The 14,235-nt window shown below is 59.0% G+C and carries 12 protein-coding genes; 7 read left to right on the top strand and 5 right to left on the bottom strand.

What is annotated here, in order from left to right:
* The first annotated feature begins 20 nt into the window (after positions 1 to 20).
* Positions 21 to 713 carry a YigZ family protein gene (locus QKE19_RS02045; RefSeq protein ID WP_347890246.1) on the top strand — a complete coding sequence of 231 codons (693 nt, stop codon included), beginning with the start codon at positions 21 to 23 and terminating at the stop codon, positions 711 to 713.
* Between the two features lie 6 nt (positions 714 to 719).
* Here QKE19_RS02045 and QKE19_RS02050 read toward each other — a convergent pair whose 3' ends face one another.
* Positions 720 to 1,466 carry a helix-turn-helix domain-containing protein gene (locus QKE19_RS02050; RefSeq protein ID WP_016422973.1) on the bottom strand — a complete coding sequence of 249 codons (747 nt, stop codon included), beginning with the start codon at positions 1,464 to 1,466 and terminating at the stop codon, positions 720 to 722.
* Positions 1,467 to 1,627: 161 nt separating this feature from the next.
* Here QKE19_RS02050 and QKE19_RS02055 point away from each other — a divergent pair, with 161 nt between their 5' ends.
* Together QKE19_RS02055 and QKE19_RS02060 are read left to right on the top strand one after the other, a co-directional pair.
* Positions 1,628 to 1,864: a hypothetical protein gene (locus tag QKE19_RS02055; protein WP_172620238.1), complete on the top strand. Its 237-nt coding sequence runs from the start codon at positions 1,628 to 1,630 to the stop codon at positions 1,862 to 1,864.
* Complete coding sequence (locus QKE19_RS02060) at positions 1,865 to 2,257, top strand: RNA-binding S4 domain-containing protein (protein ID WP_080969602.1); 393 nt, start codon at positions 1,865 to 1,867, stop codon at positions 2,255 to 2,257. It begins immediately after the preceding gene.
* Here QKE19_RS02060 and QKE19_RS02065 read toward each other — a convergent pair.
* The 3 genes from QKE19_RS02065 to QKE19_RS02075 all read right to left on the bottom strand — a co-directional run bounded on the left by QKE19_RS02065 (position 2,205) and on the right by QKE19_RS02075 (position 7,580).
* The gene (locus QKE19_RS02065; protein WP_069359178.1) at positions 2,205 to 3,371 is read right to left on the bottom strand and encodes a GTP pyrophosphokinase; all 1,167 of its coding nucleotides are present in this window, start codon (positions 3,369 to 3,371) and stop codon (positions 2,205 to 2,207) included. The two genes, QKE19_RS02060 and QKE19_RS02065, sit on opposite strands and share 53 nt — an antisense overlap.
* The gene (treY, locus tag QKE19_RS02070; protein ID WP_347890249.1) at positions 3,361 to 5,823 is read right to left on the bottom strand and encodes a malto-oligosyltrehalose synthase; all 2,463 of its coding nucleotides are present in this window, start codon (positions 5,821 to 5,823) and stop codon (positions 3,361 to 3,363) included. The genes QKE19_RS02065 and treY overlap by 11 nt, the downstream gene beginning before the upstream one ends.
* A 113-nt stretch (positions 5,824 to 5,936) precedes the next feature.
* Entirely contained in the window at positions 5,937 to 7,580 is a 1,644-nt protein-coding gene (locus QKE19_RS02075; RefSeq protein ID WP_347890251.1) for an exonuclease domain-containing protein, read from the bottom strand.
* Between the two features lie 323 nt (positions 7,581 to 7,903).
* Here QKE19_RS02075 and QKE19_RS02080 point away from each other — a divergent pair, with 323 nt between their 5' ends.
* Positions 7,904 to 8,146: a HigA family addiction module antitoxin gene (locus tag QKE19_RS02080; protein WP_005510305.1), complete on the top strand. Its 243-nt coding sequence runs from the start codon at positions 7,904 to 7,906 to the stop codon at positions 8,144 to 8,146.
* Positions 8,147 to 8,318: 172 nt separating this feature from the next.
* Here the strand turns inward: QKE19_RS02080 and glgX are convergent, their stop codons facing one another.
* Complete coding sequence (gene glgX / locus QKE19_RS02085) at positions 8,319 to 10,460, bottom strand: glycogen debranching protein GlgX (RefSeq protein ID WP_347890253.1); 2,142 nt, start codon at positions 10,458 to 10,460, stop codon at positions 8,319 to 8,321.
* A 274-nt stretch (positions 10,461 to 10,734) separates the two neighbouring features.
* Between glgX and QKE19_RS02090 the strand changes: the two genes are divergently transcribed.
* Genes QKE19_RS02090 through QKE19_RS02100 form a run of 3 tightly spaced genes read left to right on the top strand, consistent with a single transcriptional unit; the run spans position 10,735 to position 14,173 of the window.
* Positions 10,735 to 12,231 carry a methylmalonyl-CoA carboxytransferase subunit 5S gene (locus QKE19_RS02090; RefSeq protein ID WP_347890255.1) on the top strand — a complete coding sequence of 499 codons (1,497 nt, stop codon included), beginning with the start codon at positions 10,735 to 10,737 and terminating at the stop codon, positions 12,229 to 12,231.
* Between the two features lie 23 nt (positions 12,232 to 12,254).
* Complete coding sequence (locus QKE19_RS02095) at positions 12,255 to 13,868, top strand: acyl-CoA carboxylase subunit beta (RefSeq protein WP_347890257.1); 1,614 nt, start codon at positions 12,255 to 12,257, stop codon at positions 13,866 to 13,868.
* Positions 13,868 to 14,173 (top strand): hypothetical protein, encoded by a 306-nt coding sequence (locus QKE19_RS02100; protein ID WP_016422965.1) that lies wholly within the window; start codon positions 13,868 to 13,870, stop codon positions 14,171 to 14,173. The genes QKE19_RS02095 and QKE19_RS02100 overlap by 1 nt, the downstream gene beginning before the upstream one ends.
* The last annotated feature ends 62 nt before the right edge of the window (positions 14,174 to 14,235 follow it).

Raw genomic sequence — 14,235 nt, forward strand, 5'->3', positions numbered from 1 at the left:
CATAGGCAACAATGGACACTATGACCACCAAGCCATCCACTTCGACCGAAGCGACGCAGAACCAGCGTGACATCGAGCTGATTGTCCCCGCCGACGGTGACATCGTCACGAATGAAATCGAGATTAAGAAATCTCGCTTCATTACGTGGATCGCGCGTGCCGACGACGAAGACAGCGCCCGAGAGGTCATCAATTTGGCCAAGGCGGAGTACCCGGATGCTCGCCACCACTGCAGCGCATACATTCATGAGGTCGTCGGAGGGAATCGGGCGGAGCGATCCTCAGATGACGGTGAACCTGGTGGCACGGCAGGGCGCCCGATGCTCGATGTGCTCCAGGGCTCTGGAATGACGAATGTCACCGCCGTAGTGATCCGCTATTTTGGCGGCATCAAATTAGGCACGGGTGGGCTTGTGAGGGCCTATTCGGATTCGGTCTCAGAGTGTCTAGAAAAAGTCACGCGCATGCGGCGCGTGCAAAGAGCCTTGAGAGTAGTGAGTGTCTCCGCCGCAGATGCCGGTCGCATCGAAGCGGAATTGCGTGCTCGTGGTTATGAGATCGTGGAAACGCGGTGGGGCCAGAACGTGGGGTTTTCCATCGCGGTGACTGCCGATGGGATTGCCCAGCTTGACGGCGAAATGCAGGCGCTGACTAAGGGAGCTAGCGAGCCGTCTACGGACGGTGGCGAAGTCTGGTGGGAGCTGCGCGCTTAACAGCCACTAACCCTGGTTCGGGGATTCCTCGCCGTTGTGTGCGCCGCGATGGCGCTTGAGAATTTCCACCAATTCGTCCTTATTTTCCGCAATCTTTTCTGGCCGACCGAAGACGCAGACTGCCGCGACAGTAGCACCGTCTTCCTCCACTGCGATAGAGACACCGTCAACGCCACCGCCTTCGGCAATACCCGGGGCAGCACAGACGCCGGTCTCTGCGATTTCCCCGGCCTGGCGGAGGAAATCATCCACATAGACCTGGTCTTCCGGCCGCGCGGAGTTCAGGTAGGACCACAGTTCGCGCTTTTCAAACCGACTCATCAAAACCCAACCTGCAGAGGTGCGCAACAGCGAGCGCGGCAGGAAGTTCTCCGTCAGGTACTGGTAGCGCATGGATTCACCGACGGTTTTGAGGTAGAAAAGCTTGCCACCAACCGGCAGTGCCAGCACGGTAATCAAGCCAGTTTCGTTGTGAATCGCCTCGAGCTCAGCCGTCGGAACGTTGACCATGCGACGACCGGCCATGACATTGAGCAGAAACGGCGCCATGCCGAGCGTGTAACGCTTGTTGGACTCGTCAAGGTAACCTGTCACAGTCAGACCGTTGACAAGGCCCTGCGTGGTACTGAGCGGATAGTTCAGCGTGTGGGCGATGTCAGTGAGGGTTAGACCTTCGTTAGAGCGCGCAACGAGTTCGAGGATCGCCGCAACGCGGTCGACCATGCGGTGGCGGGGGCGGACAGTTTCTGTCATAGGACTAACACTAGCAATCAACCTACGCCATTGTGTTAATTACCTACCCAAATAGGAATATCTAGCAGGTTTGCTATAGCTGTAGAAATTTTTCCCGAATTGTACGCCCTATCGACCTATGCGATGCGTCAGGGCGACCAGAACGCTCTAATATGTACTCCATGAGCTATCTTCAGCCCCAACCTCAGAACCCCATTGAGCTCCGCAAGAACGCGGTGCGAAAGTACTCCCGCAATGCCGTTGTATGGGCAGGCAGTGGTGTCGTCGGCGGTGCAGTGCTCGGACTTCTAGCCGGAAGCATGTCTCTATTCCTCATCCTGGCAGTAGTCGGCCTGGTCGGTGGTTTTCTCAATTGGCAAAAGGTTCAGCGGATTGTGAACTACAAGGATCCGCAGTAAATGCCTGCTCAGCAGCAATTGTCTACCGAGCCAGTGCGTATTGATGCCTGGATTTGGGCGGTCAGGTTGCTGAAAACTCGCTCATTGGCCGCAGATGCGTGCCGTGGCGGCCACGTCAAAGTCAACGGCGAAGCCGTGAAACCCTCAGTTCTGGTCGTTCCAGGGGATAGAGTGCGACTGTGGGCAAACCACCGCGAACACATTGTTGAGGTCACCAAGACGGTGAAGAAGCGGGTCGGAGCTCCGGTGGCCAGGCAGTGCTATATCGACCACTCTCCGCCGCCGCCCCCGAGGGAGATTCTCGCATCGATGCCGACGCGCGACCGCGGTGCCGGGCGGCCTACGAAGCGCGATCGCCGTCAGCTCGATCGTCTTCGGGGACGTCGCTCATAGGCATCCCGGCCTCCGCTAGTTGCTGCAACCGTGCGCGCAAACGGGCTGGTCGACGCTTCGGGTTATGGCTGGTATCCGCAGTGGCCTTGATGTGTTTTTCACCGCGAGCCGCTAGTAGTAGGTCATCGATAACACGCACATGGCCTGGGTTAAAGCGGTACTTCATGGCCTTGCTTACGGCGCTGAGGCGCTGCGGATTAAGTAGCTCTCGCAGCTGCCCGACAGTGCGAATGCCATTGCGCTCCAGCAGTTCTTCTGCCCAGCCGTAATGTTCTGATTTCGATCGGGGCGCATCTGGAAGCAGCATCGTCAGCACGCCGGGTAGGGTTTCCTCAGTCACCACAATGTCATCGGCTGTGGTCTTTGCCGGAGCTGAGGGCTGTTTTCCCTCTCCCTGCGCGGAATCGTCCGGCGTGGATTCCTCCAGCACGGCAACGACTTGGTCGAACTGCTGATCCGCGAGCTCAATAAGGCCAGCGGCCAGCGCAAAAGCTCGATCAATCCGCGGGTCTGTCGCTCCCTCAGGGGCCTTATAGCGAATATCGTGCTCAAATTCCGCCCACGCATGCTGCAGCACAGTGCGCAGTTGCACCTCAAACTGCATATCCGCATATGGAGCTAGCTCTGACGGCGCCGCCGTCGACACCTTGCAGATCAAGTGCTGGGAGCCGTATCCCAACCGGCCGCTGATTCGTGTCTCCGCGGTTTTGTCAATCCTACGCAGCACAGTCAGCGAATCTCCCAGCGCATCCATGATCGCGGGAATCTCCGTCGAATGGTACGTGGTTACACGCACACCGATGATGTCGTGGATATCGTGCCACGGGTCAGGGTAGACGTAGCTGCCATCCGCTTCACGACGCAGGGCCTTCTGCCGCAATGAGCGGAAAGACTTCACCCGCGCCGTGACATTGTCAAAGGCCAAACCGGCATCGGAGAGAATCTCTTTAATCGCATCGACAAAGTCCTGCGCGGCGGTGGGGTGCCGAGTTGCCCACGAGTCGTACTTCGACTGCAGCGCACGTGTAACCTCTCGATCCTCCGCCAACTGAGCCTTGCGGGTCTGATCGCGGGAACCGTCGGCAAGCGAATCCTTCATTCGATTAGTCGTCATCGTCCTCGCGTACCAGCAGTGCTACTGGGAAGGAGCTGAACAGAGAAGCCACGGCGATGGTGCCGGACCAAGTATGGCCAGTGAAACGGTCGGTCCAGAATCCCTTGGGAAGTGTCACTGTAGTGTCGCCCCAACCGCCTTCGCGCTGCAGTCCCAGCGGACGGCGCGTCACCAGCGCGATAACATCTTCCGGCTCGCCCTTCGGTCCACGTGCTGCACCGACCAAATGACGCTCGCCGACACCGACGGCGAATACTGGCTGGTAGGCACCGCCAACGAAGGACTCCGGACGCTCCGCACGCAGCTTCACTCCGTGGTGAGTCACCATCAGCTTTGCGACGTCCGCATCGGCATCCGTAAAGTCCTCCGGCAGCTCAGCTGGGTGCTCTGGACTCTTGGTCACCGACGTGACCTCATCGCGGGCAACCTTATCCAGCGCCGCGACTCGCGCATCGTAGTCGACGAAGCGGCGGTTGTCGGGATCAACCAGGGAGTCCTCTGTGAACTCCGTCCCCTGGTAGGTATCGGGGATACCGGGGCCGACAAGCTGGAGGAGCTTGCGCGACAGAGACGTGGTCAGGGCAGCTGGCGCAATGGAGCGGACGAACTCTGTGATGGAGTCGGTCAGGGGGCCGTCGAGAAGCGCGTCGATCCAGCTGCGGATGCCGAGTTCGAACTCCTCGACCGGCTCCGTCCAGGAGGTGTGAACATCTGCCTCACGGATGGCCTTAATGGCGTAGTTGTGGAGGCGTTCGCGCAGTTCATCGGTAATTACGCCGTCGGTCGGCCAGACTCCGATGATGTTCTGCAACAGGAAGTAGCCGGTGGCATCGTCCGGGGCGGGGGTGATGGCCATCCAGTTGCGGACATTTTCAGCCCAGTCGCCGGAGACATCGGAGAGCTGGAGAATGCGGGCTCGGACATCTTCGCCGCGCTTGGTGTCGTGCGTGGACAGCGTGGTCATGGTTCGTGGCCAGAGGCGAGCACGTTCCGACTGCAACAGGTGGAACTCCGCCGCAGACATGCCGTAGCGACCGAGATCACCGCCGACTTCGTTTAGGCTGATCAGGCGGCAGGCACGGTAGAAGGTCGTGTCTTCGACACCCTTTGCCATGACCGCACCACAAACCTGAGCGAACCGCGTGGCGGCCTCACCACCGGCTACCAAACCTGCCGAAATGAGGTCGAGGGCAAAGACACGAGAGGGGAAACGCGCTGCCATTTCACCAATGACCGTGGAAGCCACTCGCGACAGGGAGACATAGTCCGAACGGTAGACAGGCATGGCAGCGACCAGTTTGCAGATGGTGTCGATAAGTACCTCATCGCTGACGCTGGTGCCGCTGATAGACCAGTTATCGCGGCGCAGGGCACGTGCTAGACGACGGACCTCCGCAGCCAGCTCGTGAGCCGCGACATCGTGTTTGAGAGCCTGCGCAGTTGCCTGCACGGCAGTCTTGTCCCAGGTTGAGCCGGACTGCTGCAGAGCCAACATGCTCATGGCGTCTCGGGAGTCGCGGTTGACGAAGACATTGTCGAACTCACGCAAGGCGTCGTAACCCGTGGTGCCGTCAACCTGGAGCCTCGGATCCAGTGGCTCTTCGGCACCCAGAATCTTCTCGATAACCAGCCACTTGTCATCGCCGAGTAGACGGCGCAGCTCACTGAGGTATCCGAATGGGTTGCTGAGGCCATCCGGGTGGTCAATGCGGACACCGTCAATGATGTCCGCTGCCAGCAGCTCGCGGATGATGCGGTGTGTGTGCTCGAATACCACCGGGTTTTCCTGGCGGATGCCGGCCAGACCGTTGACGCTGAAGAATCGACGGTAGCCAATGACCCCGTCCTTCCAGTACATCAGGCGATAGGCCTGGCGATCATGTACTTCCTGCGGGGTTCCGTCCTCGGTGCCCGGGCGCACCGGGAATGTGTTGTCGTAGTAGCGCAGAAGTGGCTCGTCACCAGACGTGTCGAGCTCCAGCTTGTCGATATCCTCCGGGGAGCCCAGAATCGGCAACCCCATCTTGCCGTTGGCACCGTTGTCCTCGTGCCAGTCGATATCGAAGTATGGCTCGAACTGAGAATCCTTGCCATAGGTCAGAACGTCCCACCACCAGGCATTGAGCTTGGGCTCCTCAACACCGAGGTGGTTCGGTACCAGGTCGATAATGATGCCCAGACCGGCCTTGTGCGCCACCTGCGCGAGCTTCTGCAGCTCTTCCATGCCGCCGAGCTCCGGGTTCACCGTCGTCGGATCGATGACATCGTAGCCATGGTTAGACTCCGGTACGGCGGTGAGGATAGGCGACAGATACAGGTGTGAAATTCCGAGGTCTGCCAAGTAGCCGACCTGTTCAGCCGCGTCAGCGAACGTGAAAGCGCGCCCGTTTGGGTCGGCCTTGGGGCCACGGAGTTGGAGACGGTAGGTGGACGTAATTGGTCGGCGACTCATGTTCCCCTTTATACCGCCCACCAGGAAAAGCTGCTGCCGGACCGCTGTGGCAGCAGCTAGCCCCAGAGTCTGCACCCGCCGTCCGAATGCGAATTTCTTCTCGTGAACATGGCCTAGAAGGGTGGCATTCCGTCATCGCCCGGCAGGGAAGTGGAACCAAACATTGGAACCGACTCACTGGAGTTGTCCCCGGCGCTGGCGCTCGGTGTTCCTTCCGCAGCGTCTCCTGCTTCGGACGCGCCATCCTCTTCCGGATTCAGCCCGAGTGCGGTGAAGAGCTCCTTCTCAGTCCAAATCTGGATTTCCTGGCCTTCGGCCTGCAGCTGTCGAGCCCTCTTCTCCTTCGACGTCACCGAATCCCACGGACCGGCGACCAAAATGGTCGTCTTCTTCGTGACACCCTTATTGATATTCGCACCTGCAAAGGCGATCTTATCCCACAGAAAGCCCTTGTCATACGGTGCAAAATCGCCGGTCAGTGTCACCCGCTGCTGGTACAGCAGGCCGCTTGGATCCGCGTCCGGATTCGGGTCTGGAATGGTGTCCGGTGTCTTTGCCGCATCCCATTTCGCATTGCGACGCGGCCGACGTGACGGCGCGGAACTGCCGGACTGCGCACCAGCACCAGCACCAGTGCCCGCGTTGGTCCCGGCACCAGTGCTGGTGACACCAGACGGGTCATAGCGCACCATCCGCACTCGTCCACTGCCAATCTGGCCCAAGCTCAGCGAGACCTTTTGGCTCAAATCAGCCACCGATGTCGCGCGCTGCTGCTCCATCAACCACAGCGCTACCTCAGCACATGCGACCGCATCTGCCGTCGCATCATGATGATGCTCCAGCGACGCCCCCGCGGCCTCCGCCAACGTCGGCAGCTTCAAATTGGGCAGCCCCAACTGCATCTGCCGAGCCCACATATAAGTACACGCAAAATTCAACTTCGGTGCTGGAATGCCTTCCGCCCGGCACGCCCGCGACAGGGCAGTGAAATCAAACCGCGCATTGTGAGCAACTACGTCCAAATCCCCAACGACGTCAATAAACTTCGCCAGCTGCTCCGGAAATGACGGCTCACGGGCCACATCCGCCGCCGTGATGCCATGAATCGCGACATTGGCTTCATCAAAATACTCCAGCCCCTTTGGCGGACGGCACATCCAGGAATAACGCTCCGTCACCTTCCCGCCACGCACGACCGCAACGCCAAGCTGAATAATCGAGCCGGTGTCTTCGTTCGCTGTCTCTACATCGAACGCTGCAAACGGTGCGATGTCCGATGCCGCAACCTCATCCCCAGTAGGAAGCGGTGCAAAAGGCACAGACTGCTTTACGACGTCGCCCGCGCCCTCAACCACACTCACGCCTTCGGTGACTGCCGCGCGCTGTGCCACCCACGGCATCAACGTGGAAGTAAAAGCATCTGCTGAATTGTAGAACTCCGGATTCTTGGCCATCTCCGCCATGAGGTCAGCCAGCAACTGCGCTGCTGCCTGACGATGAGGCATCACACGGGCCTTTGGCAAAGCTACCCCGAGGTCTACCGTGCCGGGGAAAAAGCGGTTGGCCGGAGTGTAGACACCGTTTTTACTTGCCGATGCGACCTCGGCAACGTCGGCAAGCGGGAGGGGCTTCGCGGGGGCGGTGCTAGCCGTGTTGATGGTGTGGGTAAGGCGGAGCCCATCTGCGGTAATAGTCACCGTGTCGCCGGTGAGCTCGAAGACGACGGCGGGCTCGGAGGATGGCGTGGTCGTAGTCATGCACTAGATGGTAGCGCCGATGGCGGATTGAGCCCCATAGAGGCTGCGGTACCTGCGGCTGTCGCCGAGTACATGTGGCTTCCGGCAATGTGGAAATGCCCACAAAAATAGGAATATTTATGGGATGTTCGGACAGCGGGGGTGTCTGTACCCCTGAAAACCACATGTTTTGGGGGGTTAAATGTCCGGATGCATTTTGAGCGGGCGCTCCTTATACTTTTCGACGAACGGCGGTAACTGGTCGTTCGAGCTTTCGAGCTCAAGCGTAGGGCAAAGCGGAAACAACGTATGCCAGTGAAGCGATGAAATAAGGAGTAAACATTTTGAGCACGCATCCTGTGCACCCTGGTTCTATCTTGAACGATAATTTCCTCGAGCCGCGACACCTCTCTATCTACCGACTGGCTCTTGCCATCGGCGTGCCAAGCTCAACTCTGGAGCGCTTTCGCACCGGCCGCACTGCGGTCACTACTGACCTCGCAAATCGACTGTCCGACTACTTTGACACCGAGCCGGAGTACTGGTTGAACTCTCAGGCGGAGTTCAATATGCGCGCATCTGCGTAAGAAGACTTCACGCCAGCTCGGCTCCCGCAGTGCTGTGTTGACCCAAACCCTGTTTTGAGTTGAACTCAGAGCCGAAAATCCCCTGTCAGTGGAAGAAAAGCCTTCCGCCGACAGGGGATTTTTGTGTAGGAACCAACCCAGGCCCAGGCCCCTACACCCAACGCGGACGCGGCTAGTGCCGCTCGATCAGCACGATGGTAGAACGGGCTGGCACGCGGAGCTCGCCTTCTGGCTCAACGATGCGCTCGCGGGTCGGGCGACCCGTGATCTCTGTGGTGTCGATGATGACTTCCCAGCTGTGTGCGTATTCGGTGCCCGGAATTTGGAACATGATGTCCTCGTGGTGGGCGTTGAAGCACAGCAGGAAGGAGTCATCCTCAATCCTGTGACCTCGGCGGTCAGGCTCAGTGATGGCATCGCCGTTGAGCCAGACCATCAACGACTTGCCGAAGTCGAAGTTCCAGTCATCGGTCGTCATGACACGACCCTCATAGGTCAGCCAGGCAATGTCACGATCGTCGGTTTCCGCACCGAGCGGGCCACCGCGCAGGAAGCGGCGGCGTCGGAAGACTGGGTGTTCCGCACGCAGCTCAGTCAGGAACTGGGTGTATTCGACCAGTTCAGAGTTGGTACGAGTCTGATTCCAGTCGACCCAGGCCAAACGGTTGTCCTGGCAGTAGACGTTGTTGTTGCCCTTCTGGCCACGTCCCATTTCGTCACCGTGGCTAATCATCGGAGTGCCCTGGGACAGCAGGAGAGTGGTCAGGAAGTTACGATGCTGGCGAGCGCGCAGCGAAATGATGCGCTCGTCGTCGGTCGGGCCTTCCACACCGCAGTTCCACGAACGGTTGTGGGACTCGCCATCGCGGTTGTCCTCGCCGTTGGCCATATTGTGCTTCTCGTTGTAGCTGACCAAGTCATTGAGAGTAAAACCGTCATGCGCGGTCACGAAGTTAATCGACGCAGTTGGGCGGCGGTCATTGTTTGCATACAGGTCCGAGGAACCGGTGATACGTGAAGCGAACTCGCCGAGCGTGGATGGCTCACCGCGCCAGAAGTCGCGGATGGTGTCGCGGTACTTACCGTTCCATTCAGTCCACTGCGGTGGGAAGTTACCGACCTGGTAGCCACCTTCGCCGACATCCCACGGTTCTGCAATGAGCTTGACCTGGCTGACAATCGGATCCTGCTGCACTAAGTCAAAGAAGGCGGAGAGGCGATCGACATCGTGGAATTCTCGAGCCAGAGTAGAGGCCAAATCGAAACGGAAGCCGTCGACATGCATCTCGGAGACCCAGTAGCGCAGCGAATCCATGATGAGCTGCAGCGAGTGTGGGTGGCGCACATTCAGGGAGTTACCGGTGCCGGTGTAGTCCATGTAGTGCTGGCGGTCACCCTCGACCAGGCGGTAGTAGGCCTCGTTGTCGATGCCTCGGAAGCAGATGGTTGGGCCCATGTGGTTGCCCTCGGCGGTGTGGTTGTAGACCACGTCGAGGATGACCTCAATGCCGGCATCGTGAAATGCGCGCACCATGCCCTTGAACTCGCTGACTGCTCCGCCTGGCTTTTGGGAAGCCGAGTAGTCCTGGTGTGGTGCTAGGAAACCGAAGGTGTTGTAGCCCCAGTAGTTGCGCAGCCCCTTTTCGCGCAGGTGGTCGTCCTGGAGGAACTGGTGGACCGGCATCAGTTCGATAGCCGTGACACCAAGGTCCTTGAGGTAGTCAATAATCGCCGGATGCGCGAGACCGGCATAGGTACCACGTAGCTCCTCCGGAATTTCCGGGTGAGTCATGGTCATGCCCTTGACGTGGGCCTCGTAAATCACGGTCTCGTTGTACGGCGTGCGAGGTGCGCGGTCAGCGCCCCAGTCGAAGAATGGGTTGATGACCACGGAGGTCATGGTGTGTCCCAGGCTGTCCTCGGTGTTGCGCTTCGAGTGGTCATGAATGTCATAGTTGAACAGTGATGGGTGACCGTCGAATTCGCCGTCGAAAGCCTTGGCGTATGGGTCGACCAGCAGCTTGTTGGGGTCGCAACGCTTACCGTTGGCCGGATCGAATGGGCCGTGCACGCGGTAGGCGTAGCGCTGGCCCGGCATGATGGACGGGATGTAGCAGTGCCAGATATGCGCATCGACTTCTTCCAACTCAATGCGTGTTTCTTCGCCTTCGGCGCTAATCAGACAAAGCTCAACCTTTTCCGCAACGTCGGAAAAGAGTGCAAAGTTGGTGCCAGCGCCGTCGTAGGTAGATCCGAGCGGGTAAGGCTCACCCGGCCATACTTGATAATCGCCGACTGTATTTGCTTGGTTCATGTGACTACCTTAACCGTTTTGTAAAAAACATGAGCCTTTTTCGGTCCCGTGTGGGCGCGCCATCCGTCCCATCTGTCGAGCGCAATTCGCAAAAACGACCCCCAAGGAAAAATTCGAGTCGAACGATTAAGAGCATAAACTTCGCGTGAAAATAAGTATTTAACCCTGCAAGTGGGCAATTTGACACTCTAAACGCACCTTGGCGGGCGCCGAATCCCCAATATTCGCGGTCACCAACGCGCGAAGATCCCCAAAGGCCTTTACTTTTGGAGTTATGAGTCCACGAACCATTGGTGTAACGGAAGTAGCGTTCCGAGACGCTCATCAGAGCCTCATGGCAACGCGAATGGCTATGGAAGACATGGTCGATGTCTGTGAAGAAATGGACAAGGCCGGTTTTTGGAGTGTGGAGTGCTGGGGCGGCGCAACCTTTGACGCCTGCATCCGCTTCCTTAATGAAGACCCCTGGGAGCGCCTGCGGACATTCCGCAAGCTGATGCCGAACAGTCGCCTGCAGATGCTGTTGCGCGGTCAAAATCTCCTCGGTTACCGCCACTACGAGGACATGGTGGTTGACAAGTTCGTCGAGAAGTCCGCTGAAAACGGTATGGACGTATTCCGTGTTTTCGACGCGCTTAACGACCCACGCAATCTCGAGCACGCCATGCGCGCAGTTAAGAACGTCGACAAGCATGCGCAGGGCACGATCTGCTACACGACGTCTCCGCTTCACGACGTCGACGGGTACGTGAAGCTCGCTGGTCGTCTACTGAATATGGGGGCGGATTCCATTGCGTTGAAGGACATGGCAGCGCTGCTGAAACCTCAGCCGGCTTACGACATCATCCGCGGCATCAAGGAAACGTACGGCGAGGACACCCAGATTAACGTCCACTGTCACTCGACCACCGGTGTCACGATGGTGACTTTGATGAAGGCCATCGAAGCTGGTGCGGATGTCGTGGACACGGCAATTTCGTCGATGTCGCTGGGCCCGGGGCACAACCCGACCGAGTCGCTGGTGGAAATGTTGGAGGGAACCGACTACACCACCGACCTGAACATGGATAACCTCATCACCATTCGTGACCACTTCCGCGAGGTGCGTCCGAAGTACGCAGAGTTCGAGTCGAAAACCCTGGTCAATACCGACATTTTCATGTCGCAGATTCCTGGTGGCATGTTGTCGAACATGGAAAACCAGCTCAAGGCCCAGGGCGCGGGTGACCGCGTCGAAGAGGTCATGCGTGAGGTACCGATTGTCCGCAAGGACGCCGGTTACCCGCCGCTGGTGACTCCGAGCTCGCAGATCGTCGGCACGCAAGCTGTGTTTAACGTGCTGATGGGACGCTACAAGGTTATGACGGCTGAGTTCGCTGACCTCATGCTCGGCTATTACGGGCAGTGCCCGGGTGAGCGCAACCCAGAGCTGATTAAGCAGGCAGCGGAACAGACCAAGAAGGAAGAAATCACGGTTCGCCCGGCTGATCTCCTCGAGCCAGAGTGGGACGACCTGGTCAAGCAGGCCAAGGAGCTCGACGGTTACAACGGCACCGCCGAGGACGTCCTGACCAACGCACTGTTCCCATCCGTCGCACCGGGATTCTTCACCACGCGCGGCGAAGGGCCGAAGAACGTCGGTAAGACTGCCGAACAGCTCAAGCGCGAGGCGGAGCAGGCCTCAGGTGCTGCCAATGCCATTCGCGAGCCAATTCGCTACAAGGTCACCGTTGGCGGTCGCTCACAGACCGTCCAAGTGGAACCCGCCTAGGAACATCGGGAGAAGAGATAGCAATGTCGCAAAGTTCAGCAAACCAGCCGAATTCGGCGGATGCCGTCGCGCCGGGCGTCGATGCCTCGATGGCGGAGCGCCTGGATTATTTGGATGCTCAGCGTCGCCGTGTTGAGGCCGGTGGCGGTGAAGCCCGCCAGGCCAAGCAGCACGAACGTGGGAAGATGACTGCCCGCGAGCGTATCGACAACTTCGTCGACGAGGGCACTTTCCGTGAAACCGGCATGTTTATGACTCACCGCACCACCGACTTCGGCATGGATACTGCCGAAGCGCCTGCCGACGGCGTGGTCACCGGCACTGCCGCGGTTCTCGGCCGGGCAGTGCACGTGGCCTCCCAGGACTTCACGGTCATGGGTGGCTCCGCTGGTGAAACGCAGTCCCGCAAGGTTGCGGCCACCATGCGCGCTGCTGCCGACAACGGCACTCCGTTCGTGTTTATCAACGACTCCGGTGGTGCTCGCATTCAAGAGGGGATTGACTCTCTGTCGGGCTACGGCCAGGTCTTCTACAACAATGTCTGGCTTTCCGGTCTGGTGCCGCAGATTTCCATCATTGCAGGTCCATGTGCTGGTGGCGCTGCCTACTCGCCAGCGCTGACCGACTTCATCATTCAGACTCGCAAGGCACAGATGTTCATCACCGGCCCGGGCGTTATTAAGTCGGTGACCGGCGAGGAAGTCACCTCCGAGCAGCTCGGTGGCGCTGATGCGCACATGGCCAAGGCCGGCAATATTGACTTCGTTGCCGACGATGACGAGCAGGCCATCCTGATTGCGCAGAAGCTCTTAAGCTTCCTGCCACAGAACAACACGGAAGAGCCGCCAATCGTGGATCCGGTATTCGACGCCGAGCCGGATTCAGAGCTACGCGACATCGTTCCCGTCGATGGCAAGAAGGGCTACGACGTCCGCGAGGTCATCATCCGTATCGCCGACAATGGCGACTTCCTCGAGTGCCAGGCGGGTTTTGCCACCAACCTGGTTGTCGGCTTTGGTCGAGTTTTGGGCCGTACCGTGGGCTTTGTCGCCAACCAACCGAACGTGATGTCCGGTGTGCTGGACATCAATTCCTCGGACAAGGGCGCAAAGTTCATCCGCTTCTGCAATGCCTTTAACATCCCGCTGGTCACCCTGGTTGACGTTCCTGGCTTCATGCCGGGCGTCACCCAGGAGCATGGCGGCATCATCCGCCACGGCGCAAAGATGCTCTACGCATACTCCGCAGCGTCTGTGCCCAAGGTGACCGTCGTCATGCGTAAGGCCTACGGCGGTGCGTACCTGGCGATGTGCTCGAAGGACCTCGGTGCGGACTACGTATTCGCATGGCCGACCGCGGAAATTGCGGTGATGGGCGCAGAGGGTGCGGTCAACGTGGTCTTCCGAAAGGAAATTGCCGCCGCGGGCGACGAGGAAGAGCAGGCGCGCGTGCGCGACGAGCGTATCGCCGAATACAAGACACGCTTCTCGACGCCGTATGTCGCCGCCTCGCGCGGACTGGTCGACGACGTGATTGACCCGGCGGAAACCCGCCTGCGTGTGGCTGACGCACTGTCGGTTCTGCGTAACAAGCGCGAGGTTCGCCCGGCCAAGAAGCACGGATTGGGGCCACAGTAATGTCTGACGGCATCGGTGAGATTAAGGAGCTGCGAGCGCTCGTCGCTGAACTGACCGACCGGTTGGATGCGACCTCGACAAGCTTGCAGAAGGCCACGGCACGCCTGAATCAGGCAGAAAGCGAGTTGGCTGAACTGCGCAAACGCGTGGACGCAGATATCCCCGAGGATACTGTCATCGCCATTTCGGCAGCGGTGTCTGCGTACCTGGGCAATCGCGGCAAGGTGAAGGCAATTCGATACAACCGCCATAAGACGTGGGCTGCGCAGGGACGCCAGATCCAGCAGCAGCGCAACCTGCGTTAGTTGGAAATTTTCGATACCCGACTTAATTGAGTCTGACTCATTGACTTTTGCTACGTGAGGAT

The organism is Corynebacterium sp. c8Ua_99, from assembly GCF_039907185.1.
Taxonomy (GTDB): Bacteria; Actinomycetota; Actinomycetes; order Mycobacteriales; family Mycobacteriaceae; genus Corynebacterium; species Corynebacterium jeikeium_D.